Consider the following 23,600-nt stretch of genomic DNA (forward strand, 5'->3'; position numbering starts at 1 on the left):
AGGCCGCGTGGCACGTCAATTTAGATTTCAGCTACCTACCTGTCAAGGGGTGGTTCCATGTCGGCATGAGCTTGGTATGTGAAGGACCTGGGGTACTCTCATCTGGGACTTTCCTGGTCACCTCGGGTGCGCCAGGATGTGAGCAGAGCTACCGCAACTTACCGAAATGTTTCGAGAAGTTGCCGGAGCGGGTTTTTCTTGAGGAGAGCAGATGACGGCGCTAGATGGGACCCCCGCGACCGGCCGGACCCTCCGGTCGTGGCAGGACCCGGCACTTCCCGTGGCCGAGCGGGTCGACGCCCTCCTCGCGGAGATGACCCTGGAGGAGAAGATCGGCCAGCTCGGCAGCCGGTGGCCCGGCAACGCCATGCAGGCAGACCGGGACGGGGAGCCCGAGGAGAGGTCCGAGGGCACGGCGAACGTCGCCCCGCTGCAGGACGTCTTCGCGGCCTCGGGGCGGGTGCCCTTCGAGGAGACGATCCGCCACGGGCTCGGCCACCTGACGCGGGTGTTCGGCAGCGCTCCGGTGACCGCGGCGGAGGGCGCCGCGGAGGTGGTGCGGCTGCAGTCCGAGGTGGTGAGGCACTCCCGGCTCGGCATCCCGGCGCTGGTCCACGAGGAGTGCCTGACCGGTTTCACCACCTACGGCGCGACCGTCTACCCGGCGGCCATCGCCTGGGGCGCGACGTTCGACCCGGACCTGGTGGAGCGGATGGCCGCCGCCATCGGGCGGGATATGCGCGCCGTGGGCGTCCACCAGGGCCTGTCGCCGGTGCTGGACGTGGTGCGCGACTACCGCTGGGGCCGGGTCGAGGAGACCATGGGCGAGGATCCGTACCTCGTCGCGATGCTCGGCGCCGCCTACGTGCGCGGCCTGGAGGGCGCCGGGGTCATCGCCACGCTCAAGCACTTCGCCGGTTACTCCGCCTCCCGGGCGGCCCGCAACCACGGGCCGGTGCCGATGGGCCGGCGCGAGCTGATGGACATGATCCTGCCGCCGTTCGAGACCGCCATCGTCGAGGGCGGCGCGCGTTCGGTGATGAACTCCTACTCCGACCTGGACGGCGTCCCCGCCGCGGCCGACCCGTGGCTGCTGACCGACCTGCTGCGCGACGAGTGGGGGTTCACCGGGACGGTGGTGTCGGACTACTGGGCGATCCCGTTCCTGGCGACGATGCACCAGGTCGCCGCGGACACCGACGAGGCCGGGGTGCAGGCGCTGACCGCGGGCATCGACGTCGAGCTGCCCGACACGCTCGGCTTCGGCCGGCACCTCGCCGAGCGGGTGCGGCGGGGCGAGCTGCCGGAGTCCCTGGTCGACCGGGCCGCCCGGCGCCTGCTCACGCAGAAGGTGGAGCTCGGGCTGCTGGACCCGGACTGGACGCCGGAGAGCTCGGTGGCCGGGGCGCGGGCCGTGGACCTGGACTCGCCGGCCAACCGGGCACTGGCCGGGGAACTGGCCGAGCGGTCGATCGTGCTGCTCGACGCGGGCACCGCGCTGCCGCTGCTCGGCGAGGGACGTCCCGAGCCGCGCAGGGTGGCCGTGGTCGGCCCCTGCGCCGACGACCCGCGCACGTTCATGGGCTGCTACGCCTTCCCCAACCACGTGCTGCCCCGTCACCCGGGGCTCGGGCTCGGCGTGTCCGCGCCCAGCCTGCTCGACGCGCTGCGGGCCGAGCTGCCCGGCGCCGAGCTGGTCCACGAGCGGGGCTGCGACGTGCGGGGCGAGGACCGCTCCGGCTTCGCCGCCGCGCTCCGGGCGGCCCGCGAGGCCGACGTGTGCGTGGCCGTCGTCGGCGACCTGGCGGGGATGTTCGGGCTGGGCACCTCGGGCGAGGGCTGCGACGCCGAGGACCTGCGGCTGCCCGGCGCGCAGGAGGACCTGCTGGCCGAGCTGGCCGCCACCGGCACACCGGTCGTGGTGGTCGTCGTCTCGGGCCGCCCGTACGCGCTGGGCGGCGTGGCCGGGACGGCCGCCGCGCTCGTCCAGTCGTTCATGCCGGGCCAGGAGGGCGGGGCGGCCATCGCCGGGGTCCTGTCCGGCCGGGTGCAGCCCAGCGGGAAGCTGCCGGTGCAGATCCCGCGCGGCCCCGGCGGGCAGCCGGGCACCTACCTGCAGCCGCCGCTCGGTGCCGACAGCCACGGCATCAGCAACCTCGACCCGACCCCGCTGTTCCCGTTCGGGCACGGCACCTCGTACACCACCTTCGCGATCGACTCCTTGAGGATCAGCGACGCCGAGGTGCCCACCGACGGCGAGTTCACCGTGTCGGTGCGCGTGCGCAACACCGGCGGCCGGGCGGGTGAGGAGGTCGTCCAGCTCTACCTGCGCGACGTGCTCGCCCAGGTGACCCGGCCGGTGCGGCAGCTCACCGGGTTCGCCCGGGTCAGGCTGGAGCCCGGCGCGAGCGCCGTGGCGACCTTCACCGTGCCCGCCGACCGGACCGCGTTCACCGGGCGTGACCTGCGGCGCGTCGTCGAACCCGGGGATCTCGAGGTGTTCGTCGGCGCGTCGGCGTCCGACCTGCCCTGCCGGGGCCACATACGATTGACCGGCCCGCTGCGTCACGTCGGCGTGGGCCGGCGGCTGGTCACCCGCGCGGACGTGGAACCGGCACCGGGCTCTTCCGCCACACAGCAGGGAGGAACAGATGCCGGCCAGTCCTAGACGGGCCACGCTGGCCACGGTCGCGGCCTCGGCGGGCGTGTCGATCGCGACCGTGTCGAAGGTGCTCAACGGCCGGGGTGACGTCTCCCCGGGGACCCGCTCCCTCGTGGAGTCGTTGCTGGAGCAGCACGACTACGTCGCGCCGCCGCAGCGCCGCCGGGGCGACCGGGGCGACCGGGGCGGCACGGCCGTGCCGGCCACGATCGAGGTGGAACTCGACGCCGACCTCAACCCGTACTCGACCGAGATCGTCCAGGGCGCGGTGCGGGCCGGGGCCGAGGCCGACGCGGCGATCGTGGTGAGCATCCGGACGACCGCCGACCGCGCCGGAGCCTGGGCCCGCGGCCTGGCCACGGCCGGACGGCGGGCCGTGATCGCCATCACCAGCGATCTGACCGCCGGGCAGCTCTCCGCCCTGTCCCGCGCGGGCCTGCCCCTGGTCGTGATCGACCCGCTGAACCTGCCGCAGACCAGGGGGGTCACCAGCGTCGGCTCGACGAACTTCGCCGGGGGCCTGGCCGCGACACAGCACCTGCTCGCGCTCGGACACCGGCGCATCGCCTACCTCGGCGGACCGGCCACCGCCGCCTGCAACCAGGCCCGGCTGCACGGCTACCGCGCGGCCATGGAGGCCGCGGGCGCCCCGGTCCCCCCGAGTCACGTGCGGGAGGGGCCCTTCCACTACCAGGAGGGGGTCGCGGGCGGCGCGGCCCTGTTCGACCTGCCCGAGCCCCCCACGGCCATCTTCACCGGCTGCGACGACATCGCGCTCGGCGTGCTGGAGGCGGCCAGGGCGCGGGGGCTGCGCGTGCCCGAGGACCTCAGCATCGTCGGCTTCGACGACACCCAGGTCGCCCGGATGGCCTCGCCCCCGCTGACGACCGTACGCCAGCCGCTGCGGGAGATGGGCGGCGTCGCGGTACGCACGGCCCTGCGCCTGGCGGCGGGCGAACGGGTCGACTCCCATCACGTCGAGCTCGCCACCGAGCTGGTGGTACGCGGCTCCACCGCCCCGCCCGGGGGCTCAGCCGGTCACGGCTGAGCGCCGGCCGCGAGTGCCGGGGCCGGGCTCTGCCCGCGCGGGTACGGGTAAACCGGCGAGCGGTGCTGGAAGGACAGGACGGCGGGGTTCTGGACGACGCCGTCGCGGATCTCGACGGCCCGCCGGATGGTGTCGTCCGCGTCCCACGCCGCCCGGCCGTCGAGCACCGTCCGCAGGTGGGGCAGCAGGGCCTCGCTGATCTCCCAGGTGGCCGAGTCCCACAGATACGACGGGCTGTGGTCGACGCCGTAGTAGTGGACGTTGTCGCCCACCTCGAACATGGGGTCCGTGAACGTCGTGGGCCGCGCCCAGCTGAACCCCATCCCCTCGTCACAGGACACGTCGACGACGAGGGTGCCGGGCGCGAAGGCGGCCAGGTCCCCCTCGTCGGCGAACATCAGCGGGGCGGCGGTGTCCTGCAGCACGCAGTTGACGACGATGTCGTGGTCGGCGATGAAGGCCGCCAGCGGTACCCGCCCGCTCCCGGTGAGCGCGTAACTGCGGTTGGGGTCGCCGGCCTCGTGCTCGAAGCGCACGATGCGCGCCGAGTGGATCGGCGAGGCGACCGCGGTGACGTCCCGGAAGGTGAGGAGATCGATGTCGTTCACGCCGTGCGCGTTGAGCGCCGTCACCGCGCCGCGCCCCGTCGCCCCGAAGCCGATGACGACCGCCCGCAGCCTCCGGCCGTAGACGCCCGTCGTCCCGATGAGCTCCAGGGCGTGCAGGACCGAGGAGTAGCCCGCCAGCTCGTTGTTCTTGTGGAAGACGTGCAGGTTGAACGCGCCCTCGCTGGTCCAGTGGTTCATCGCCTCGAAGGCGATCAGCGTCAGCCGCCGGTCGATCGCGAGCTGGGTCATCCTCTCGTCCTGGACGCAGTGCGGCCAGCCCCAGACGATCTGCCCCTCGCGCATCCCCTCGAGGTCCTCGGCCAGCGGCTTGGGGAGCAGGACGACGTCGCACTCCGCGAGGAGCCGCTCCCGGGGGAGCAGGCCGGCGACGTACGGTGCCAGCTGCCCGTCGGAGACGCCGAAGTGCTCGCCGTAGCCGCGTTCGAGGTAGACGCGCCCCCGGAGATCGGGGGCGATCCGCTCCAGGTGCAGCGGGTGGATCGCCAGCCGGTGCTCGTTCTCCTTGCGTGATCGTGACACGATTCCGAGGCTGAGCTGATCCATGGGGCTCCCTTTGATTGACTCCCTGTCTAGCACAGGCCCCGCCTCGAACAGGCTCCTCAGGTCCCGCCCGCCCTCGGACCAGGGCGGGCCGCGGACGGGTCTCGGCTCGCCTCAGCTCTCCGAGGGGCTGGGGGCGGGGGACACCTGGACATGGAGGAACATGTTCAGGTGGGTCCGCACGACCTGCTCGACGGCGAAGGCGAGTTTCCTCATCCTGGGGTCGGAGCTGTTCTCCACCTGCTGCCTCACGAGGATGACCCCGTGGCGGTGGCTGGCGATCTCCATGTCGATCCAGGCCCTGTCGAACTCCGCTCCGTCCAGCTCCATCACCTCTTCGAGCTGCTTGCGCTGCGCCGCACTGGGCTCGTCGGGGAGCTTGACGCCCACCTCCCCGGCCACCTGCTGGATGAGCCTGTCGAGTCTCATGTGGTCGACGATGAGCTGCTCTCCCAGTTCGCGAACGGCCCGGCCGACCTTCTCGTCCTGTTCGCCGGCCTTCCGCCTGACGGCCAGGCCCGCCTCGATCTCGGCCAGGCTGCCCTGGTGCGCCTTGATGAGGAACTCCCAGTCCTGCGGGCTGACAGGCCGGGGGGTGGGGGAGACGGCGGCACCGGCCGTGCCGGCCATCGCGGCCATGACGATGGCGAGCAGGATGATCATCATTCGAACCATCGGATCCTCCGTCGATCAATCCACGGGCAGAGCTGGTACCTTCCTCCCTTTCATCTACGCACATATAGGTCTATATGGCGTTATTGGTGGTAAAACCTGCTAAAAGGACACATTTAACCCCGTTGGGTAAAGGGGTCCGCCGCGCCTCCTCCGTACCGCCGGTGGTCCCTCGCAAGAGGGCGTACCGCCTGCGGTCCCTCGCCTGAGCAGGGCGTACCGCCCGTGGCCCCTCAGCTGAGGACGGCGTCCAGCAGGAGGGAGCCCGCGCCGAGGAGGGCGGCGTCGGGGCCGCCCCGGGTGACGGCGATCTCCAGGTCACGGGTGGCCAGGGGCAGGCAGCGCTCGTAGACGGCGGCGCGGATGGAGGAGATCAGCGGCTCGGCGGTGGAGAGGCTGCCGCCGACGACGATGGCGTCGGGGTTGAGGAAGTTGACCAGGACGGTGAGCACCTCGCCGATGAGGCGGCCCGCGTTCCTGACCAGGGCGGTGGCCTCGGGCACGCCGTCCTCGACCAGGGCGACGACGTCGGCGGGGCGCCGCGTCGCGATGCCGAGCCCGGACAGGGCGTCCATGAGCGCGGCGCCGCTCGCGTAGGCCTCCAGGCAGTCGGGGTGGCCGCACGAGCACATGGTGGAGGAGTCGGTCCTGACCCGGACGTGGCTGATGTCGCCGGCCGCGCCCCTGCCCCGGTGCAGGCGGCCGTCGACGATCACGCCGCACCCTATGCCGCTGCCGGCCTTGAGCACCATGAGGTTGTCGAACCCCGGCCACGAGCGGGCCTCGCCGACGGCCAGGAGGTTGGCGTCGTTCTCGACGAGCACGGGCAGGTCGTAGTGCGCGCCGAGGTGCTCGGCGACGGGGAAGTTGTTCCAGCCGGGCATGCGCGAGGGGGACACCACCCGGCCGCTGCCCGGGTCGACGGGGCCGGGTACGCCGGTGCCGACGCCGCGCAGCGGGACGCCTGCCGGGCCGTGGGAGAGCAGCAGCTCGTCGAACGCGGCGGCCATCCAGTCGAGGGTCGCCTCGGGGCCGAGCGCTATGTCGCAGGCGCGCTCCTCGACGACGAGGGGGACGCCGCTGAGGTCGAGCAGGCCGAGGCGGGCGTGGTGCGCCCCGAGGTCGGCCACCGCGAGCAGTCCGGCGGTCGGGCTGACCCGCAGCCGCCGGGGCCGCCGCCCGCCGCTGGAGGTCCCCGAGCCCTCCTCGACGAGGAGCCCGGTGTCGATCAGCTCCTCGACGCGGAGGGAGACGCTCGACGCCGCCAGGCCGGAGACGCGGGCCAGCTGGGCGCGCGACTCGGCGTGACCGGTGGCGACGAGACGCAGAAGGTCACCCTGTGCTCCCCGCACCAGCAGCCGCTCTTTGCCTGACATGAACTAGAGGAATACCACGTCTGTACTTACTACGGCAACGTGTTGACTTGCGTGAGAATCATCCGTTACCTTCCGCTTTATCTTCGATTTCGAAGGAAGATGGCAATGATTCAGGTCAAAGGGTTGAACAAGTGGTTCGGCGACCACCACGTGTTGCGCGACATCGACCTTGATGTGGCGCGGGGCGAGGTCGTCGTGGTGGTCGGCCCCTCGGGGTCGGGCAAGTCCACGCTGTGCCGCTGCCTCAACCGGCTGGAGACCGCCGGGTCGGGGGACATCCTCGTCGACGGCGTGCCCGCCCCGGTCGAGGGCCGCGAGCTGGCCCGGCTCCGGGCCGACGTCGGCATGGTGTTCCAGTCGTTCAACCTTTTCCAGCACAAGACCGTGCTGGAGAACATCGTGCTCGCGCCGATGAAGGTCCGCGGCGACAGCCGCGCCGAGGCCGAGGCGGCGGCGCGGAAGCTGCTGGAGCGCGTCGGCATCGCCGAGCAGGCGGGAAAACTGCCCGCTCAGCTGTCCGGCGGGCAGCAGCAGCGGGCCGCCATCGCCCGCGCGCTGGCCATGCGGCCCAAGGTGATGCTCTTCGACGAGCCCACCTCGGCGCTCGACCCGGAGATGGTCGGCGAGGTGCTGGACGTGATGGTCCGGCTCGCCGCCGACGGCATGACCATGGTCGTCGTCACCCACGAGATGGGCTTCGCCCGCAGGGCCGCCGACCGCGTGGTCTTCATGGACGCGGGCCAGATCGTCGAGACGGGCGAGCCCGGCGCCTTCTTCGAGGCTCCCAAGACAGACAGGGCCAGGGACTTCCTGGCCAAAGTTCTCACTCATTGATCAGATCGATCGAAAAGGATGGTGGGCCCGATGGTGTCCATGAAGCGGCTGGCCGCTGTCGCCGCTGTGTCCATGCTCGGCCTCTCGGCCTGTGCCGGTACCGATTCGGGAAGCCCGGCCGTACCGGGTGAGGCCAAGGGGAACGACCTGATCGCCTCGGCGCCGGTCGCCGCCGCCGCGGACATCCTGCCCGGCTCCACGATGGAGAAGATCAAGCAGCGCGGCGAGCTGATCGTCGGCGGGTCGCTCGACGCGCCGCTGCTGTCGCAGCAGAACCCGACGACCGGCGAGGTCGAGGGGTTCGACGCGGACATGGGCAAGGCGCTCGCCAAGTACATCATCGGCGAGCCCAAGGTGAAGATCGTCAACTCGGCCTCGGAGACCCGCGAGGCGCTGCTCTCCAACGGCACCGTGGACGTCGTCTTCCAGACCTACACGATCACCCCGGAGCGGGCCGAGCAGGTCGCCTTCGCCGGGCCGTACTACTCCTCCGGGCTGAGCCTCGCCGTCAGGAAGGGCACCACGGGCATCGCCAAGCCCGAGGACCTGAACGGCAAGACCGTCATCGCCGGCGCCAACACCCCGGCCGTCTCGGCGATCAAGAAGCTCGCCCCGCAGGCCAAGATCGTGACGTTCGGCAGCGACCCCGAGTGCATGCAGGCCCTCAAGCAGGAACGCGGCGACGCCTACGTCCAGGACGAGACGCTCCTGGTGGCCAACGCGCAGAAGGACCCCTCGGTCCAGGTCGTCGGCAGCCCGTTCACCGAGGACCCGTACGGCATCGGCCTCAAGCACGGTGACGAACAGTTCAAGAAGTTCGTCAACGACTGGCTGAAGAAGATCCAGGCCGACGGCCTCTGGCAGAAGACCTGGAAGAACTCCCTCGGCACGGTCGTGCAGGGTGAGGCTCCCGCCCCGCCGCAGATCGGATCGGTGCCGGGGTCCTGATGTCCGCCCTCCTGGACCACCTGCCCGAGTTCTGGCAGGGACTGGTCGTGACCCTCCAGCTGACCGCGGCGTCCTTCGCCGGCGCCGCGGTCGTGGGGCTGGTGATCACCGCCATGCGGGTCAGCCCGGTCGGCGTCCTGCGCGGGATCGGCACGGCCTACGTGGAGACCTTCCAGAACCTGCCGCTGCTGGTGCTGCTGGTGCTCGCCGTCTTCGGCCTGCCCGAGATCGGACTCAAGGCCGACCTGCTGGTGACGGCCATGATCGTCATCGCGCTCTACGAGGCCGCCTACATCGCCGAGGCCCTGCGCTCCGGCGTCAACGCGGTCTCCGCCGGGCAGGGCGAGGCGGCCCGCGCGCTCGGGCTGACCTTCGGCCAGTCGCTGCGCCACGTGGTCCTGCCGCAGGCGCTGCGCACGGTGATCCAGCCGGTCGGCAACATCTTCATCGCGCTGACGATGAACACCTCGCTCGCCGCCGCGGTCGGCGTCGTCGACCTGACCGCCGCGGCCAACCGGGTGAACCTCGCGGAGGCGCAGCCCATCCCGATCTTCGTCGGGGCGGGCCTGGCCTACGCGCTGATCGCCGCCTGCGCCGGGTTCGTCACCGGGCGGCTCGAACGACGGCTGGTGGTGGTCCGGTGAGCGATCTGCCTCCCGGCGACAGAGGTGTCCCGGCTCCGGGCGGAACGGCGGTGCTCCGATGAGCAATCTCCTCTTCGACCAGCCGGGGCCGCGCGCCCGCCGCAGGATAAGGATCGCGACCGCGGTGGGGGCGGTCGCGGTGCTCGCCCTGCTGGCGCTGGCGCTCCGCCAGTTCGCCGCCAACGGCCAGCTCGACGCCGACCGCTGGTCGCCGTACGCGACCTGGCCGATGTGGCGCTACCTGCTGAACGGGCTGTGGGCCACCGCGCTCGCCGCCGTCGTCTCGGCCGCGCTCGCGATGGCGGCCGGGGTCGCCCTCGCCCTCGGGCGGCTGTCGCGGCGCAGGTGGGTCCGCGTGCCCGCCGCCGCGTACGTGGAGGTCGTGCGGACCATCCCGGCGCTGCTGCTGGTCTACGTCGTGCTGTTCGCGCTGCCCCGCTACGGGCTCGACCTGCCGCTGTTCTGGAAGCTCGTGGTGCCGCTGGCGATCTCGAACGCCGCGGCGTTCGCGGAGATCTTCCGCGCCGGAATCCTGTCCGTGGAGCGCGGCCAGGGCGAGGCCGGTCTCGCGGTCGGGCTCACCCAGGGCCAGACCATGCGCCTGATCGTGCTGCCGCAGGCGGCCCGGCGGGTGCTGCCCTCGATCGTGAGCCAGTCGGTCGGCCTGCTGAAGGACACCTCGCTGGGCTTCGTGGTCAGCTACGCCGAACTGCTCTACAGCGGCAAGGTCCTGGCGACCTTCAACGGCCTGCTCATCCAGACCTACATCGTCGTCGCGCTGATCTACCTGGTGGTCAACGCGTCGCTGTCCAAACTCGCCCGTACCCTCGACGCCCGCGACACCCCGGGGGCCCGACGGCTCAGAAGGAGACCCGCCCGTGCCTGAACTCGTCCCGCTCGCGGAGGTGGTGCGCTCCGGATTCGTGGAGAGCGTGCACTTCGGCAGCGCCGTCGCCCTGGCGCCCGACGGCGCCGTGGCCGTCGCCAGGGGAGCGGTCGACGCGCCGGTGCTGCCGCGCTCCTCGGCCAAGCCGTTCCAGGCGCTGGCCTGCCTGCTGTCCGGGGCGGACCTGCGCGGCCCCGGCCTGGCGATCGCCGCCGGCAGCCACACCGGCGAGGACTTCCACGTGCGGCTGGTCGCCGACATCCTCGCCGGGGCCGGGCTCGGCTTCGAGGCCCTCGGCTGCCCCGAGGACTGGCCGGAGGACGAGGCCACCCGGCACACGCTGATCCGGGCGGGCCTGAAAGCCTCGCGCGAGCGGATGAACTGCTCGGGCAAGCACGCCGCGATGCTCGCCGCGTCCGCCGCCTCGGGCTGGGAGACCGCCTCCTACCTGGACGCCGACCACCCCCTGCAGCGGCGGGTGCGTGCCGTGACCGAGGAACTGTCGGGGGAGAGGGCGGCCCACGTCGCCGTCGACGGGTGCGGCGCCCCGCTGTTCGGGCTGTCGCTGACCGGGCTGGCGCGGGCCGTACGGGCCCTGGTCGTCGCCGAGCCGGGAACCCCGCCGCGCGCGGTCGCCGACGCGATGCGCGAGCACCCCGAGTACGTCGGCGGGACCGGGCACGTGAACACCTCGCTGATGCGGGCGCTGCCGGGGGCGGTGGCCAAGGGCGGGGCCGAGGGGGTCCTCGTCGTCGCGCTCGCCACCGGGCACGCGGCGGCCGTCAAGGTCATCGACGGGAGCCCGCGGGCCACGAGCGCGATCGCGCTGGCCGCGCTCAGGGCGGCCGGCGGGGACGTCGCGGGAGCGGCGGACTTCGCGAGCGTTCCGGTGCTGGGCGGAGGCCGACCAGTCGGTGAAATCCATGCTTTGGAGGAAAAATGAGTCTTAGCTATGAGATCTGCATTGACAGCACCGCGGGCGCGCTCGCGGCCGAGCAGGCCGGGGCGCACCGCGTCGAGCTGTGCTCGGCCCTCTTCGAGGGAGGCCTGACCCCGACCCTCGGCACCGTCGAGGCGACCCTCGCGGCGGTCTCGGCGATCCGGGTCCACGTGATCGTCCGCCCCCGGGGCGGCGACTTCATCTACGACGAGTACGAGGTCGCGGCCATGGAGCGCGACGTGGCCACGATCAGGGACGCGGGCGCGCAGGGCGTGGTGATCGGGGTGCTGACGCCGTCGGGCGAGGTGGACGTCGAGGTGGCCAAGCGCCTCATCGGCGCGGCCGGGGACCTGTCGGTCACCTTCCACCGGGCCTTCGACATGACCGCCGACCCGTTCGCCGCCCTGGACACCCTCGCCTCCCTGGGCGTCGACCGGGTTCTCACCTCCGGCCAGGACGTCACCGCCCTGGAGGGCGCACCGCTGATCGCCTCCCTGGTCGAGCGGGCGGGCGACGACCTGATCGTCATGCCCGGCGGCGGCATCACGCCCCGCAACGTGCACCGCGTGGTCGAGGCGACCGGAGCCTCCGAGATCCACTTCGCGGCCCTGGTCGACGCGCCCAGCCCCGCCGTGCACCGCAACCCCCACCCGTTCATGGGTGGCGAGCTGCGCCAGCCCGAGTACAGCCGCCTGATCACCTCCCCGCGCCTGGTCTCCGAGGTGATCGCCGCCTCGGGCACCTGAACCCCCGGGGAGCCGGTCGCCGTGCCCGCCGTGTCCGCGTACGTGCGCAGGGGCCACGTCCGCCGCGCGCGCGAACGGGCGTACAGGGGGGAGCCGCGGGCCGTCAGGGGTCCCGCGCGAGCCTTCGACGAACTCACGGGCCTTCACGGCCCCGCGGGGGTCCGGACCGGCGCGCGGAAACCCGCCGGACCCCGCCCTGGTGACGTGAGACGCGACCGGATGTGATGAGATTCATCTAGTTCTCGTGACGCGTCGGCTCGTGATCGATTCGAGGGGCGTGTCGCGGCTGTCGTGATCTGCCGGACAGTGGAGGTGGGCGTCATCGGCATCGTCTCGCCCGGATTCTTCGGCCGCCGCCGCACCGGCAACCCGGACCTGCCGCCGGGGCAGTACCTCACCGAGGACTTCCCCGTCCTCTCGGCCGGGCCCACGCCCCTGGTGTCCACCGACGACTGGAGTCTCGGCGTCACCACCGAGACCGGCGAGGTCGTCCGCTGGAACTGGGCGGAGCTCAACGCCCTGCCCGTGGAGCGGTTCACCGTCGACCTGCACTGCGTCACCAAGTGGTCCAAGCTCGGCACCACCTGGGAGGGCGTGTCGCTGGACACCCTCCTCGACGGCGTGGAGACGTCCGCCGAGTACGCCCTGGCGACCTCCTACGGCGGTTACACCACCAACCTCCCGCTGGAGGACCTCCTCGACGGCCGGGCCTGGATCGCCGTCCGCTACGAGGGCGAGCCCATCACCCCCGAGCACGGCGGGCCCGCCCGGCTGCTCGTGCCGCACCTCTACCTCTGGAAGAGCGCCAAGTGGGTGCGCGGCCTCCGGCTCCTCGACGAGGACCAGCCGGGATTCTGGGAGGGCGTCGGCTACCACAACTATGGGGACCCATGGCGCGAGCAACGGTACTGGGGCGACTGATCTGGAGGGTCGCCACGGTCACCGCCGTGCGCGACGAGACCCCCGGAGCCCGCACGATCACCCTGGACGTCCCCGGCTGGCCCGGCCACCTCGCCGGCCAGCACGTCGACGTACGGCTCACCGCCCCCGACGGCTACTCCACGCAGCGCTCGTACTCCATCGCCTCGGCGGCCGACGGGGACCGCGTGGAGCTCACCGTCGAGCTGCTGCCCGACGGCGAGGTCTCCCCGTACCTCGCGCGGGTCCTCTCGCCGGGAGACCCGCTGGAGGTACGCGGCCCGATCGGCGGCTGGTTCGTCTGGCGGCCCGAGACGCCCGAGCCGGTGCAGCTGGTCGCGGGCGGCTCGGGGGTCGTCCCCCTCATGGCGATGATCCGCGCCCGCGCCTCGGCCGGGGTCGGCACGCCGTTCCGGCTCCTGTACTCGGCGCGCGGGCCGCGCTCCGCCCTCTACCGCGCCGAGCTGGACCGCCAGAGCGCCGACGGCTCCGGCCTGGACGTCACCTACGCCTACACGCGCGAGGTGCCCGACGGCTGGGAGCGCCCGCCCGCGCGGGTCGACGCCGCCCTGCTCTCCGAGGCCGTCTGGCCCGCCGAGCGGGAACCGGCCGTCTTCGTGTGCGGGCCCACCGGCTTCGTCGAGACCGCCGCGGCCCTGCTCGTCTCCGCCGGGCACGACCCCCGTCTGATCCGCACGGAACGCTTCGGCCCCAGTGGAGGACAACGATGAGCCAGGACCACCTCGACGGGAACGCGGCGGGCGGAGCCCTGCGCGACGTGTTCGCCGTCGACCTGACCGCCGCCACCGGCCGGTGCTCCGGCTGCGCGCGGACCCTCGCGCTGGCCGAGGCGCTCCTCTACACCCACGCCCCGGGCCTGGTGGCCCGCTGCCCCGGGTGCGAGGAGGTCGTCTTCCGGCTCGTACGGGCGCAGGGACGGGCATGGCTGGACATGCGCGGCATGACCTGCGTCCAGTTCGAACTGCCCGCCGACTCCTGACACCCGGCCGCCTTTCCCGGTTCCGGGACCGTTGGGTCCCGAAACCGTCAGGCGACGGGATCGTGGGGCGCCGGGATTCCTCAGCGCCGGGGTACGGGCCCTTCCCCGCCCGGCCGGAGACGTCAGTGCTTGACGACCCGGGGGCGGTACGGCTCGGCGAGGAAGGCGAGCTCCTTCTCGGTGAGGGAGAGGCCCACCGCGGCGACCGCGTCGTCCACGTGCACGTCCTTGGTCGCGCCCACGATCGGGGCCGACAGGCCCGGCTGGTGGAGCAGCCACGCCAGCGCCACCCGCGCGGGAGCGACCTCGCGCTCCCTGGCCACCTGGGCGACCCGGTCGAGGATCAGGCGGTCGTTGTCTGCGTCGTCGTAGAGGGACTCGATGCGGGGGTCGCTGCCCGCCCGGGTGGTCTTCTCCTCGGATCCGGCGCGGGCCAGCAGGCCCCGGGCCAGCGGGCTCCACGGGATCAGCCCGACGCCCTGGTCGAGGCAGAGCGGGTTCATCTCCCGCTCTTCTTCTCGGTAAAGAAGATTGTAATGATTCTGCATCGACACGAACTTTGTCCAGCCGTGCTTCTCCGCGGTGTGCTGGGCCTTGGCGAACTGCCAGGCGTACATGCTGGAGGCGCCGATGTAGCGGGCCTTGCCCGCGCGGACCACGTCGTGCAGGGCCTCCATGGTCTCCTCGATCGGCGTGTCGGGGTCCCAGCGGTGGATCTGGTAGAGGTCCACGTGGTCGGTGCCCAGGCGGCGCAGCGAGGCGTCGATCGCGGAGTGGATGTGCTTGCGCGACAGGCCGCCGTCGTTGACGCCCTTGCCCATCGGCATGAACACCTTGGTGGCCAGCACGTAGTCGTCCCTGCTGGGGAAGATCCTGGCGAGCAGGCGGCCGGTGACCTCCTCGCTGGTGCCGAAGGAGTAGACGTCGGCGGTGTCGAAGAACGTCACCCCCGCGTCGGCGGCCCGGCGCACGATCGGCTCGGCGGCGGCCTCGTCCAGCACCCACTCGCCCCATTTGGCGGGATCGCCGTAGCTCATCATGCCAAGGCAGACCCTCGACACCTTCATCCCGGTGGACCCCAGGCGCACGTACTCCATGTCAAACCTCCGGATCTTCAATGCCCTGGACTCCACCCTACGGCCGCTGTCTTCAACCGGTTCGTCCCGGTCTCCGCCGGTCCCGGCGGGGATCGGTACGGCTGTAGGTGAAAGTCCGCCGACCTGAACGGCCGGGATCGTTCTCGCCTCCCTACAGCCGTTCCGGCGGGATCTCCTCGTACTCTTTCCGGAGTGTCTCGAAAACAGGATGGTCGTCGGCCAGGTTCATTCCGTCGACGGCGCTGATCGCTCGCACGCCTATCGTCGTGTTCGTGGCGAACGCGGCCCGCATGACGGGGACGTCGCGGATGTTCACCGGTGCGGTCGTCGTGTCATCGTGAACCTGGTCCAGCAGTCTCATCGTTATCCCCGGCAGCATTTCCGCGTCCGGCCAGACGACTCGCTCCCCGTCGAAGAATCCGATGTTCCACGTCGCCCCTTCGGATACGAAGGAGGCGTCGTCGACGAAAAGCGCGTCGTCGTATCCCCGCATCTGAACCTGCCGCCGGTGCCACAGCGATCCCAGTAGTCCGACGTGCTTCACCCCCGGCAGGTCACGCCGATGGCCGACCGTTCTCACCCGAATCGGGGAGGGAGGCAGCGGCATGGCCGGCCGGGTGGTGACCAGCACGCTCGGTTCCGCGGAGGACACGGGGTGCCCAAGATCGAGAGCTGGGTCGAAAACGGTCACCCGGACCACGAACGCCCCTCGTTCCCCCCTGACGGCGTGCCGGACGAATTCGCGAACCCGTTCCCTGTCCAGGCTCACGTCGAACAGGAGCCGGCAGTCGTTCGCGAGACGATCCAGATGGTGGGAAAGTCCCTTTGTTCGCTGATCCTGAACACGCATGGACGTGAAGTGGCCGTAGTTGAGGAGGGCCAGCGACTGCAAGGCTTCCGAGGTCACCGGTGTCCCGTTGAGTTCCGCCATGTTTTGATTCTTACACCGGCGGCAATCGCGGGACATCGGCGAGTCCGGTGCCAGGAAATGTCAGTTCATGATCGTAGGCTTGCCGCTCATGACCGATTCTCGCAGCGTGTCGTTCGATCTGCGTGTCTCCTGCCGGCAGGCGTACCTCGCCGACGACACCGATGGCGCCATGGGCCCGGAGGACCTCCTCGATGACCGCCCCACGCGTCCTGTCGGGATCATACGGGTGGCTGGTCCTCCCCTCGTGTCGTGGAGGTCTGACCCGAGAGGGTCGGGACGGCGGCTCCGCTCGCCAACGGAAAGAGCGAACAGAGCCGCTCCCGAACGGCTTTCTACGTGTGCTCTTTCCCTTGGAGGCCCTTACCGCGAACGGCCGTGACCCCTGTCCGAGCTTTCGTATCCCCTTGAGTGCTCCCAGGAACCCCGGCCTTCTGACCTAGGAGTCTTTACGCGCGGCCATTCTCTGCTCGTCCTCTTGCAAGTCCAGCGACCGTACCTCTTGCAGCAGATTCGGCCTCTGTACCTCTTGCATTTGGTGGCGCTGTCGATGGCGGTGACTTCGGGTGATATCACGACCGCCGCTGTTTTCCCGGAACTCGAAGCGGCCGACGCCGGGGAGGTTTCCGACACCCCGAGAACCAGGCCGGCGACAAGCGCGGGGCCAAGCAGGGCCACGCGTCGCTTACCGTGCATAGGCACTCCTCTCAGGTCGGGAGTCGCCGCTGCTGATCACTTGGCAACTCAAGCCGACACAACGACGGTATCGTATGAATTGTCATGAATAAATATCATTTACACCTATTGTCTATTCCATGGGTAATCGATATGAAGCAAGCTGAGTTTTCCTGGTTTGCCTTTGTTGATTTTTGGGAAACCGAACGATTCCCGCTTGGCGCCGAGATGCCCTTTTGTTAAACGCGTGTGCATCATGCTCTCGTCGGCCGCCGCCAATCAAGATCAGACATGTGATGCCTGTGGACCTTTCGAGATCCTTTCGGGGAAGACCGTCGGCGAGTCGGGCATGGCGGATTCTCGTGATCGACACGCTTGTGGGTGTCACGTACTGCATGGGTGTACATCATCGCGTCCTCCTGGACCTGGGTGACTGCGCCTTTGGACCCCCTGCCGCGGAGAGGGCCGGTGATCCGCAGGTTGCATCCGGTACCCCGGTACAGGCTTACCGTCGGGGTGTGGGGCCGCCCGCGTCGGAGCCGGGCGCCTCGCCCCGGGAGGGTTCATGGAGTGGATACCGGCTGAATGCGTGCTTCCCACCGGGGAGCGGCCCCTGCGGGTGGCGGAGTTCGACGCGTTGTTCGCCTCGGCGCTGGACGGGCTGGAGCGGGTGAGCCCGACTCGCCTGCGGCTCACTCTGCGCGGTGGCCCCCGGGCGCACGACCGTACGGACCGGGTGGACCGGCTGGAGGAGAGCGTCCGGGACCTCGCGGCGCGGGAGACGGCGTGCTGTTCCTTCTTCACCTTCACGTTCACCCGCGACCGGGACTACCTGGTGCTGGACGTGGAGGTTCCCGCGGTTCACAGCGGGGTGCTCGACGGCCTGTCGGCCCGGGCGCTCGCGGCGGCGCCGGGGGTGTCCTCGTGAACGGGGGGTGGCTCCGCACCGGGGAGGTGGCGGAGGCGGCGGGGGTCGGCGCGCAGACGCTGCGTTACTACCACCGGCGCGGGTTGCTGGAGGAGCCCCCGCGCAGCAACGGCGGCCACCGGCTCTATCCGCCGGAGACGGTGACCGCGCTTCGGGTGATCAAGGTGGCGCAGCGCCTGGGGTTCACTCTGGACGAGGTGTCGGAACTCGTCGAGGTGGCCGGGCGCCGTCACGGCGCGGCGCACACCGGCCTGCGGGCGCGGGCGGGGGACAAGCTGGCCGAGGTGGAACGGAAGATCGCCGATCTCCTGTCGATCCGCGAGTCGCTGGTCCGGGCGATGGAGGCCGGGTGTGACGACCTGGTGGCCTGCGCGACCAGCCCGTGCTGTCCCCTGCCCTTCTCCGGCCCGGCGGCGGGGGGCGGGGACGTCGGATCCGGCTGAGCCGGGCCGCGGAGAACGTCGGTTTCCGGGTCATCCGCCTCGACGAGCCGTACTTCCCGCCCTTCGGTCCCGGCGAGGTGCGACCGTCCGGGCCCTGTCTCGCCCCGCCCGTACGAAGATCGTGATGGCCGGGCGGCGAGCGTGCATTTTTACCGATGAAATCGGGCTTTAGACCCCAAAAGACCCCATTCGGTATGACTAGTGGTGGGTACAGGCCCGACAATCCCAGGTATGAGTTCATCGCGACACGACCATCCCCTGCCTCCGGCGCGCGTCCAGGAGGTCTCCGACGGGATCTACACCTACCTGCAGCCCGACGGAAGCTGGTGGATCAACAACACGGGCTTCCTCGTCGGCAGCCGCGGAGTGATCAGTGTGGACTCCTGCTCCACCGAACGCCGCACGCTCGCCTACCGCGAGGCCATCAGGTCGGTCACCGACCGGCCGGTCACGACGCTGGTCAACACCCACCACCACGGTGACCACACCTTCGGCAACTCCGCCTTCCCCGAGGCGACGATCGTCGGGCACGAGCGGACCAGGGAGATGATCCTCGCCGAGGGGATCCCCGACTACCTGAAGCTGGCCTGGACCGAGGTCGACTGGGGCAACCTGGAGGCCCGTCCGCCGTTCCTCACCTACACCGACGGGGTGACCGTCCACTCCGACGAGCTGCGCTGCGAGGTACGGCACATCGGCGTCCCGGCCCACACGACCAACGACTCGATCGTGTGGATCCCCGAGCGGTCGCTGCTGTTCTCCGGTGACCTGGTGTTCAACGGCGGCACGCCGTTCGTGATGATGGGTTCGGTGACCGGGTCCATCGCGGCGCTCGACGAGCTCAGGGCGCTGGGCGCGGAGACGATCGTCCCGGGACACGGCGGGGTGTGCGGCCCGGAGATCATCGACCACGTGCAGGGCTATCTGCGGTTCGTGCTCGCCACCGCCGAACGCGGCAGGCAGGCCGGGCTGTCCCCGCTGGAGACCGCGCGCGAGACCGACCTCGGGGAGTACGCGGGACTGCTCGACCCCGAGCGCATCGTCGGCAACCTGCACCGGGCCTACGCCGAGCTGGACGGGCTGGCCCCGGGTGAGCCGATCGACCTGTTCACCGCGATGCTGGAGATGATCGAATACAACGGTGGCAAGCCCCTGACCTGCCTGGCCTGATCCTGTTCGTCCCGGCCGGCGCCGGGACCCGGCCCCACGGGTCCCGGGGCCCCGGGCTCACCGGCTCTCGTGCGCCGACGTCAGGACAGGTGGCGCGACCACCACTCCAGGACGGCTTCGAAGCGCTGCAGGCGGTGCCTCGGACGGCCGCCGCGCGTGAGCTCGTGTCCCCCGGCGGGGAAGAGCAGGAGCTCGGCGGGGACGCCGTTGCGGCGCAGCGCGACGAACATCCGCTGCGCCTGCTCGACCGGGCAGCGGAGGTCGTCCTCGGAGTGGACCACCGCGAACGGCAGGGTGATCCGGCCGGCCTGGTAGAGCGGGCTCATCGCCCGCTGGGCCTCCGGGTCGGGGCCGCAGTAGGCCTCGGCGAAGTACCAGCCGATGTCGGAGGAGCCGGTGAAGGAGTCCCAGGCGTTGACCGCGCGCTCGCTCCAGGCGGCCCTGAACCGCTCCCCGTGGCGGGCGGCCAGCCAGCTCGTCATGAAGCCGCCGTAGGAGCCGCCCATCACGCCCACCCGCTCGGCGTCGCACGCGGGATCGGCCAGCGCCGCGTCCAGCAGGGCGAGCACGTCGTCGGCGTCCACACCGCCCAGCGCGCCGACCACCGACCGGCCGTGCGCCTGGCCGTACCCGCAGGAGCCGCGCGGGTTGGGCAGGACCACCGCGTACCCGGCGCCCGCGTATATCTGGGTCTCGTCCAGGAACGCCCACCCGTGATGGTGGAACGGGCCGCCGTGCACGTTCAGCAGGACCGGGTGCGGCCCGTCGCCCTCGGGCAGGGCCAGCCAGCCGTGAACCGGGTAGCCGTCGGCGGAGACGGCGGTGATCTCGCGCAGCGGCCTGATCCCGGGAAGAGGGCCCGAGAAGTCGGTCAGCGCCCCGTCGGGGGTGACCACCTCGCCGGGGCTCGCGGGCGTGGACAGCACCGCGACGATCCGCTCTCCGCAGGTGGTGAACGCCTTGACGCGCGCCCGCTCACCCAGGACGAGGACGAGCTTCTCCAGCGGCGTGCCGACGGCGCCGGCGGGGACCAGGCGCAGCTCGACCGCGCCGCGCACCCGCACCGCGACCAGGACGCCGTCCTGCCGGGGTACGGGGGGCAGCGGCTCGCAGTCCACCGACTCCTCCTCGGTCAGCCGGGTCCCGGCCGCCGCCTCGCCGGAACCGCCGATCCGCAGCGGCGCGCGGTAGAGGCCCGCGTTGCGGGCGACCGCGTCGATGCCGGAGAACTCCGTACCGAGATAGAGCACCTCCCCTCCCGGCAGGGCGACGGGATGCTCGGCGGAGCCGTCGCTGCGCACCGCGAGGATCGGGGCACCCCCGCCGGAGGGGACCGCGTACACGTCCGTGTGCAGGCTCTCGCCGTCGAGGTCGCGGGGGGCCGAGACCAGCACGTGCTCGCCGTCCCGCGTCCAGGCGGGGGACTCCACGTCGTAGGGCCCCTCGGTCAGCCGTACCGGCCGCGGGACGTCGGCGAGGGCGTTGACCACGAACAGGCTCTGCGGCCGGTCGAAGGTGAAGCCGACCCCCTCGGTCCGGTGACGCAGTCCGGTGATCCGGCGGGGCGCCTCGGCCGCGGCGCTCACCCCCTCCTCGGTGCCGTACCGGCCGGGCTCGGCGACCCGGGCGACGAACGCGATCCGGCGCGAGTCCGGCGCCCAGGCCGGGACGCCCGCGCCCAGCGGCAGATCGGTGACCGGTCTCGCCTCGCCGCCGCCGGTGGGCATCACGTGCAGCTGCGGGGCGCCGTCGCCGTCGCCGCCGGCGCGCAGGAAGGCCACCCAGGCGCCGTCGGGGGAGATGCGCGGCGCGCTGTCGCGCTCACCGAAGGTGAACCGGACGGGCGGACCGTCCGGCGGCACCCGCCACAGGCTTCCCCGGTAGGCGTCGGCCTCCGGGTCGGGCCGGGCCACGTCGACGAGGAGGAGGTCGCCGTGGAGCGTGACACTGCCGGGGACGTTGAGCAGGGCGAGGTCTTCTGGGCGCATGGTCAACCACGTTATCACCCATTTAATCATTGATAAGGGCATTTAAAGCGCTATGTCGTCTCTGGTAGGAATGGCATACGTATTGCTTTATGTCCTTTTCGAGAAGGGAGTTATTTGTCCGGACCCTTCGAATATCTGAAGGTGCTGATACGGAACAACGGTTGAGTCATTGATGGGGGCGTGTCACTTTTGATAAGAACCCTCCGTTTCGGGAAGGTCCTGGTGAAGGGATGGCCGTGGTGTCCGTCAAACGAACGTTCTCGCGGGTCGTGTACGGCTCCCGCTACGACCAGGTCCCCTGGGGGCAGAGGGTTTATGTCCGCCCCGGGGAAAGGCTCGCCCGCGAGATCCAGTGGCGCCTGAGAATTCGCCGGGCCCCCGTCATGAGGTTCCAGGACTACCGGGAACGGATATCCCTGGGGGAGATCGAGGAGTTCGTCACCTGCCACCTGTGCGGGGAGACACGCCAGCAGCCGATGTTCCAGCCGGCCGGCGACGGGCGGGGGTGGAGTTACCGGGTGGTGCGCTGCCCGGCGTGCGGCTTCCTCTACCGCAACCCCAACATCCGGCCCGACCGGCTGGGCGACCTGTACGCCACCGGCTACAGCGGCTTCCTGACCGGGAAGTACGCGGCCAACCGGCAGCGGCGCTACCGGCTGACCATGGACGCCTTCGGCCCCGTCTTCTCCTCGGGGCAGGGGCGCAGGCTGCTCGACTTCGGCTGCGGCACCGGCCTCTTCCTGCAGCTCGCCGAGCAGCGCGGCTTCGACGCGGTCGGGATCGACCTCTCACCCGACTCCGTGGCCGCAGCCAACGAGCGCCTCACCGGCGCGAGGGCCCACCTCGGGGCCCCCGAGGACGTCCCGGAGGTCGCCGCGGGGGGCTTCGACGTCATCACCCTCTGGTCGGTCCTGGCCCACCTGCCTCGCCCGCTCGACGACTTCAGGCGCTTCCGCGCCCTGCTCGCCCCCGGCGGGGTGCTGCTCGTCCTCACCGTGAACGCCGCCTCCCTGCAGCTCAAGGCGTACGGCAGCGGCTGGAACGGCTTCACGAAGAACCACCTGATGTTCTACTCGGCCGAGACCGTACCGGCCCTGCTGCGCCGCACAGGATTCGCCGGGGTGGCCTTCGCCCCGTTCTACGGCGACACCATCGAGGCGAGCACCACCAAGCTGCCGGAGCCGCTGAGCCGGCGCCTGCGCCGCAACGTCGAGATCAGCGACGGGGGGAACATGCTCAGGGCCCTGGCCTTCGCCGACGACGAGGCCGTCGGCAGGTGGGGCGCCGGCCTCCAGGTCCGCCGCCTGACCTGACCCCCCGGAGAACCGAGGGCCCGGTGGACCCGTCAGCTCCGGGACGGCAGGATCATCGTGACCCCGGGGACGGAGCCGATCGAGGCGAGCGCGGCTCCCGCCTCGTCCAGGCCGATGGAGCGGGTGACCAGGGCGTCCGGGCTCAGGGTGCCGTCGGCGACGGCCTCCAGCATCGCCGGGTAGGCATGGGCGGCCATGCCGTGGCTGCCGAGGAGCTCGAGCTCGTAGCCGATCACCCGGCCCATCGGGAGCGGGGTGAGCCCGGGCAGCAGGCCGATCTGGACGTGGCGTCCCCGGCGGCGCAGGCTCTCGATCGACGCCACGCACGTCCCGGGACCGCCGAGGGCGTCGATGGAGACGTGGGCGCCGCCCGAGGTCAGCTCCCTGACACGCGCGGCGACGTCGGCCTCGGGCGGTTCGGCGCCGACGCAGGCGACGGCGCCGAACCGCCTGGCCAGCTCCAGGGCGCCCGCCGAGACGTCCACGGCGATCACCCGGGCCCCGGCCGCGGCGGCGATCATGACGGCGGACAGTCCCACGCCGCCGCAGCCGTGCACGGCCACCCACTCGTCCGGCCGCACCCGGCCCACGGCGGTCACGGCGCGGTACGAGGTGGCGAAGCGGCAGCCCAGGCCGGCGGCGGTGGCGAAGGCCATCTCCTCGGGGAGGCGTACCAGGTTCACGTCCGCGTGGTGGACGGCCACGTACTCGGCGAAGGAACCCCAGTGGGTGAACCCCGGCTGGGTCTGGCGCTCGCAGACCTGCTGATCGCCGGACAGGCAGGCCGCGCAGGACCCGCAGGCGCAGACGAACGGGACGGTCACGCGGTCGCCGGGCCGCCACGAGGCGACGCCGGAACCCACCGCCTCGACGACCCCGGCGAGCTCGTGCCCCGGCACGTGGGGGAGGACCCGGATGTCGGGGTCGTGGCCCTGCCAGCCGTGCCAGTCGCTCCGGCACAGCCCGGTGGCCTCCACGCGGATCACCGCTCCGCCGGGAGGAGGCTCGGGGGCGGGCACCTCCCGGACCTCCGGCTCGGCCCCGAAGGCGTCGAAGACCACCGCTCGCATCCGCGCACACTCCCTCGCTCCGGCCCCCGGCGCCTTCCGCCGGCAGGCCCGTCTGGCCGGTGAGCCTATTCTGCCGACGCGCCGGTCCGGACGGGCGGCCCCGGGCCGCCTCGGAGGCCGTACGACCTCCGGCAACCCCGTGAGC

The 23,600-nt window shown here is 71.4% G+C and carries 22 protein-coding genes; 15 read left to right on the plus strand and 7 right to left on the minus strand.

The genetic code is table 11. The features are described from left to right. Window positions 1–211 precede the first annotated feature (211 nt). Together ACTOQ3_RS06120 and ACTOQ3_RS06125 are read left to right on the plus strand one after the other, a co-directional pair. Window positions 212–2,668, plus strand: a complete 2,457-nt coding sequence (locus ACTOQ3_RS06120) for a glycoside hydrolase family 3 N-terminal domain-containing protein (RefSeq protein WP_440082433.1) — start codon at window positions 212–214, stop codon at window positions 2,666–2,668. Then, a complete protein-coding gene (locus tag ACTOQ3_RS06125; RefSeq protein WP_440082434.1) occupies window positions 2,652–3,710 on the plus strand; it encodes a LacI family DNA-binding transcriptional regulator in 1,059 nt (352 codons plus the stop codon). Before ACTOQ3_RS06120 ends, ACTOQ3_RS06125 begins: the two co-directional genes overlap by 17 nt. Here the strand turns inward: ACTOQ3_RS06125 and ACTOQ3_RS06130 are convergent. The 3 genes from ACTOQ3_RS06130 to ACTOQ3_RS06140 all read right to left on the minus strand — a co-directional run bounded on the left by ACTOQ3_RS06130 (window position 3,701) and on the right by ACTOQ3_RS06140 (window position 6,927). Beyond that, window positions 3,701–4,882: a N(5)-(carboxyethyl)ornithine synthase gene (locus ACTOQ3_RS06130; protein ID WP_440082435.1), complete on the minus strand. Its 1,182-nt coding sequence runs from the start codon at window positions 4,880–4,882 to the stop codon at window positions 3,701–3,703. The genes ACTOQ3_RS06125 and ACTOQ3_RS06130 overlap by 10 nt on opposite strands. 111 nt (window positions 4,883–4,993) lie before the next feature. Beyond that, complete coding sequence (locus ACTOQ3_RS06135) at window positions 4,994–5,554, minus strand: DUF4142 domain-containing protein (protein ID WP_440082436.1); 561 nt, start codon at window positions 5,552–5,554, stop codon at window positions 4,994–4,996. A 230-nt stretch (window positions 5,555–5,784) separates the two neighbouring features. Then, window positions 5,785–6,927, minus strand: a complete 1,143-nt coding sequence (locus ACTOQ3_RS06140) for an ROK family protein (RefSeq protein WP_440082437.1) — start codon at window positions 6,925–6,927, stop codon at window positions 5,785–5,787. 105 nt (window positions 6,928–7,032) lie between these two features. On the opposite strand from ACTOQ3_RS06140, the gene ACTOQ3_RS06145 reads away from it, so the two are divergent. The 9 genes from ACTOQ3_RS06145 (at window position 7,033) to ACTOQ3_RS06185 (ending at window position 13,843) form a co-directional block, all read left to right on the plus strand. Further along, window positions 7,033–7,761 (plus strand): amino acid ABC transporter ATP-binding protein, encoded by a 729-nt coding sequence (locus ACTOQ3_RS06145; protein WP_440082438.1) that lies wholly within the window; start codon window positions 7,033–7,035, stop codon window positions 7,759–7,761. A gap of 30 nt (window positions 7,762–7,791) precedes the next feature. Then, window positions 7,792–8,709, plus strand: coding sequence for a glutamate ABC transporter substrate-binding protein (locus tag ACTOQ3_RS06150; protein ID WP_440082439.1), 918 nt, complete (start codon window positions 7,792–7,794; stop codon window positions 8,707–8,709). Continuing rightward, window positions 8,709–9,353 (plus strand): amino acid ABC transporter permease, encoded by a 645-nt coding sequence (locus ACTOQ3_RS06155; protein ID WP_362684240.1) that lies wholly within the window; start codon window positions 8,709–8,711, stop codon window positions 9,351–9,353. Before ACTOQ3_RS06150 ends, ACTOQ3_RS06155 begins: the two co-directional genes overlap by 1 nt. Window positions 9,354–9,411: 58 nt before the next feature. Continuing rightward, on the plus strand, window positions 9,412–10,239 hold the full coding sequence (locus ACTOQ3_RS06160) for an amino acid ABC transporter permease (protein WP_440082440.1): 828 nt from the start codon (window positions 9,412–9,414) through the stop codon (window positions 10,237–10,239). After that, window positions 10,232–11,182: an asparaginase gene (locus tag ACTOQ3_RS06165; RefSeq protein ID WP_440082441.1), complete on the plus strand. Its 951-nt coding sequence runs from the start codon at window positions 10,232–10,234 to the stop codon at window positions 11,180–11,182. Before ACTOQ3_RS06160 ends, ACTOQ3_RS06165 begins: the two co-directional genes overlap by 8 nt. Then, window positions 11,179–11,925, plus strand: a complete 747-nt coding sequence (locus ACTOQ3_RS06170) for a copper homeostasis protein CutC (RefSeq protein WP_440082442.1) — start codon at window positions 11,179–11,181, stop codon at window positions 11,923–11,925. The genes ACTOQ3_RS06165 and ACTOQ3_RS06170 overlap by 4 nt, the downstream gene beginning before the upstream one ends. 321 nt (window positions 11,926–12,246) lie before the next feature. Further along, window positions 12,247–12,846, plus strand: a complete 600-nt coding sequence (locus ACTOQ3_RS06175) for a sulfite oxidase-like oxidoreductase (RefSeq protein ID WP_440082567.1) — start codon at window positions 12,247–12,249, stop codon at window positions 12,844–12,846. After that, window positions 12,816–13,574 carry a ferredoxin reductase gene (locus ACTOQ3_RS06180; RefSeq protein WP_440082443.1) on the plus strand — a complete coding sequence of 253 codons (759 nt, stop codon included), beginning with the start codon at window positions 12,816–12,818 and terminating at the stop codon, window positions 13,572–13,574. Before ACTOQ3_RS06175 ends, ACTOQ3_RS06180 begins: the two co-directional genes overlap by 31 nt. Further along, window positions 13,571–13,843: a DUF6510 family protein gene (locus ACTOQ3_RS06185; RefSeq protein ID WP_440082444.1), complete on the plus strand. Its 273-nt coding sequence runs from the start codon at window positions 13,571–13,573 to the stop codon at window positions 13,841–13,843. Before ACTOQ3_RS06180 ends, ACTOQ3_RS06185 begins: the two co-directional genes overlap by 4 nt. 122 nt (window positions 13,844–13,965) lie before the next feature. Here the strand turns inward: ACTOQ3_RS06185 and ACTOQ3_RS06190 are convergent, their stop codons facing one another. Both ACTOQ3_RS06190 and ACTOQ3_RS06195 read right to left on the minus strand, forming a co-directional pair. Then, window positions 13,966–14,940: an aldo/keto reductase gene (locus ACTOQ3_RS06190; RefSeq protein ID WP_440082445.1), complete on the minus strand. Its 975-nt coding sequence runs from the start codon at window positions 14,938–14,940 to the stop codon at window positions 13,966–13,968. A 151-nt stretch (window positions 14,941–15,091) separates the two neighbouring features. Beyond that, complete coding sequence (locus ACTOQ3_RS06195; RefSeq protein WP_440082446.1) at window positions 15,092–15,871, minus strand: aminotransferase class IV family protein; 780 nt, start codon at window positions 15,869–15,871, stop codon at window positions 15,092–15,094. Window positions 15,872–17,108: 1,237 nt separating this feature from the next. Between ACTOQ3_RS06195 and ACTOQ3_RS06200 the strand changes: the two genes are divergently transcribed. From ACTOQ3_RS06200 to ACTOQ3_RS06210, 3 genes are all read left to right on the plus strand, one after another. Next, window positions 17,109–17,471 (plus strand): hypothetical protein, encoded by a 363-nt coding sequence (locus ACTOQ3_RS06200; protein ID WP_440082447.1) that lies wholly within the window; start codon window positions 17,109–17,111, stop codon window positions 17,469–17,471. After that, window positions 17,468–17,914: a MerR family transcriptional regulator gene (locus ACTOQ3_RS06205; RefSeq protein WP_440082448.1), complete on the plus strand. Its 447-nt coding sequence runs from the start codon at window positions 17,468–17,470 to the stop codon at window positions 17,912–17,914. Before ACTOQ3_RS06200 ends, ACTOQ3_RS06205 begins: the two co-directional genes overlap by 4 nt. 231 nt (window positions 17,915–18,145) lie before the next feature. Beyond that, a complete protein-coding gene (locus ACTOQ3_RS06210; RefSeq protein WP_440082449.1) occupies window positions 18,146–19,084 on the plus strand; it encodes an MBL fold metallo-hydrolase in 939 nt (312 codons plus the stop codon). Window positions 19,085–19,164: 80 nt separating this feature from the next. On the opposite strand, the gene ACTOQ3_RS06215 is transcribed toward ACTOQ3_RS06210, so the two are convergent. Beyond that, window positions 19,165–21,072, minus strand: coding sequence for a S9 family peptidase (locus tag ACTOQ3_RS06215; RefSeq protein WP_440082450.1), 1,908 nt, complete (start codon window positions 21,070–21,072; stop codon window positions 19,165–19,167). A 239-nt stretch (window positions 21,073–21,311) separates the two neighbouring features. Here ACTOQ3_RS06215 and ACTOQ3_RS06220 point away from each other — a divergent pair, with 239 nt between their 5' ends. Continuing rightward, window positions 21,312–22,385, plus strand: a complete 1,074-nt coding sequence (locus tag ACTOQ3_RS06220; RefSeq protein WP_440082451.1) for a class I SAM-dependent methyltransferase — start codon at window positions 21,312–21,314, stop codon at window positions 22,383–22,385. Window positions 22,386–22,417: 32 nt separating this feature from the next. Here ACTOQ3_RS06220 and ACTOQ3_RS06225 read toward each other — a convergent pair whose 3' ends face one another. Further along, entirely contained in the window at window positions 22,418–23,455 is a 1,038-nt protein-coding gene (locus ACTOQ3_RS06225) for an alcohol dehydrogenase catalytic domain-containing protein (RefSeq protein ID WP_440082452.1), read from the minus strand. Window positions 23,456–23,600: the final 145 nt, after the last annotated feature.

Source organism: Streptosporangium sp. LJ11 (assembly GCF_051918945.1).
Classification (GTDB): Bacteria; Actinomycetota; Actinomycetes; order Streptosporangiales; family Streptosporangiaceae; genus Streptosporangium.

Bases quoted from the DNA above. Each gene is read 5' to 3' on its own strand.
- ACTOQ3_RS06130 (WP_440082435.1), bottom strand. From the start codon at position 4,882: ATGGATCAGCTCAGCCTCGGAATCGTGTCACGATCACGCAAGGAGAAC.
- ACTOQ3_RS06140 (WP_440082437.1), bottom strand. From the start codon at position 6,927: ATGTCAGGCAAAGAGCGGCTGCTGGTGCGGGGAGCACAGGGTGACCTT.
- ACTOQ3_RS06210 (WP_440082449.1), top strand. From the start codon at position 18,146: ATGAGTTCATCGCGACACGACCATCCCCTGCCTCCGGCGCGCGTCCAG.
- ACTOQ3_RS06195 (WP_440082446.1), bottom strand. From the start codon at position 15,871: ATGGCGGAACTCAACGGGACACCGGTGACCTCGGAAGCCTTGCAGTCG.
- ACTOQ3_RS06190 (WP_440082445.1), bottom strand. From the start codon at position 14,940: ATGGAGTACGTGCGCCTGGGGTCCACCGGGATGAAGGTGTCGAGGGTC.
- ACTOQ3_RS06125 (WP_440082434.1), top strand. From the start codon at position 2,652: ATGCCGGCCAGTCCTAGACGGGCCACGCTGGCCACGGTCGCGGCCTCG.
- ACTOQ3_RS06150 (WP_440082439.1), top strand. From the start codon at position 7,792: ATGGTGTCCATGAAGCGGCTGGCCGCTGTCGCCGCTGTGTCCATGCTC.
- ACTOQ3_RS06145 (WP_440082438.1), top strand. From the start codon at position 7,033: ATGATTCAGGTCAAAGGGTTGAACAAGTGGTTCGGCGACCACCACGTG.
- ACTOQ3_RS06135 (WP_440082436.1), bottom strand. From the start codon at position 5,554: ATGGTTCGAATGATGATCATCCTGCTCGCCATCGTCATGGCCGCGATG.
- ACTOQ3_RS06155 (WP_362684240.1), top strand. From the start codon at position 8,709: ATGTCCGCCCTCCTGGACCACCTGCCCGAGTTCTGGCAGGGACTGGTC.
- ACTOQ3_RS06170 (WP_440082442.1), top strand. From the start codon at position 11,179: ATGAGTCTTAGCTATGAGATCTGCATTGACAGCACCGCGGGCGCGCTC.
- ACTOQ3_RS06160 (WP_440082440.1), top strand. From the start codon at position 9,412: ATGAGCAATCTCCTCTTCGACCAGCCGGGGCCGCGCGCCCGCCGCAGG.
- ACTOQ3_RS06180 (WP_440082443.1), top strand. From the start codon at position 12,816: ATGGCGCGAGCAACGGTACTGGGGCGACTGATCTGGAGGGTCGCCACG.
- ACTOQ3_RS06215 (WP_440082450.1), bottom strand. From the start codon at position 21,072: ATGCGCCCAGAAGACCTCGCCCTGCTCAACGTCCCCGGCAGTGTCACG.
- ACTOQ3_RS06200 (WP_440082447.1), top strand. From the start codon at position 17,109: ATGGAGTGGATACCGGCTGAATGCGTGCTTCCCACCGGGGAGCGGCCC.
- ACTOQ3_RS06225 (WP_440082452.1), bottom strand. From the start codon at position 23,455: ATGCGAGCGGTGGTCTTCGACGCCTTCGGGGCCGAGCCGGAGGTCCGG.
- ACTOQ3_RS06120 (WP_440082433.1), top strand. From the start codon at position 212: ATGACGGCGCTAGATGGGACCCCCGCGACCGGCCGGACCCTCCGGTCG.
- ACTOQ3_RS06185 (WP_440082444.1), top strand. From the start codon at position 13,571: ATGAGCCAGGACCACCTCGACGGGAACGCGGCGGGCGGAGCCCTGCGC.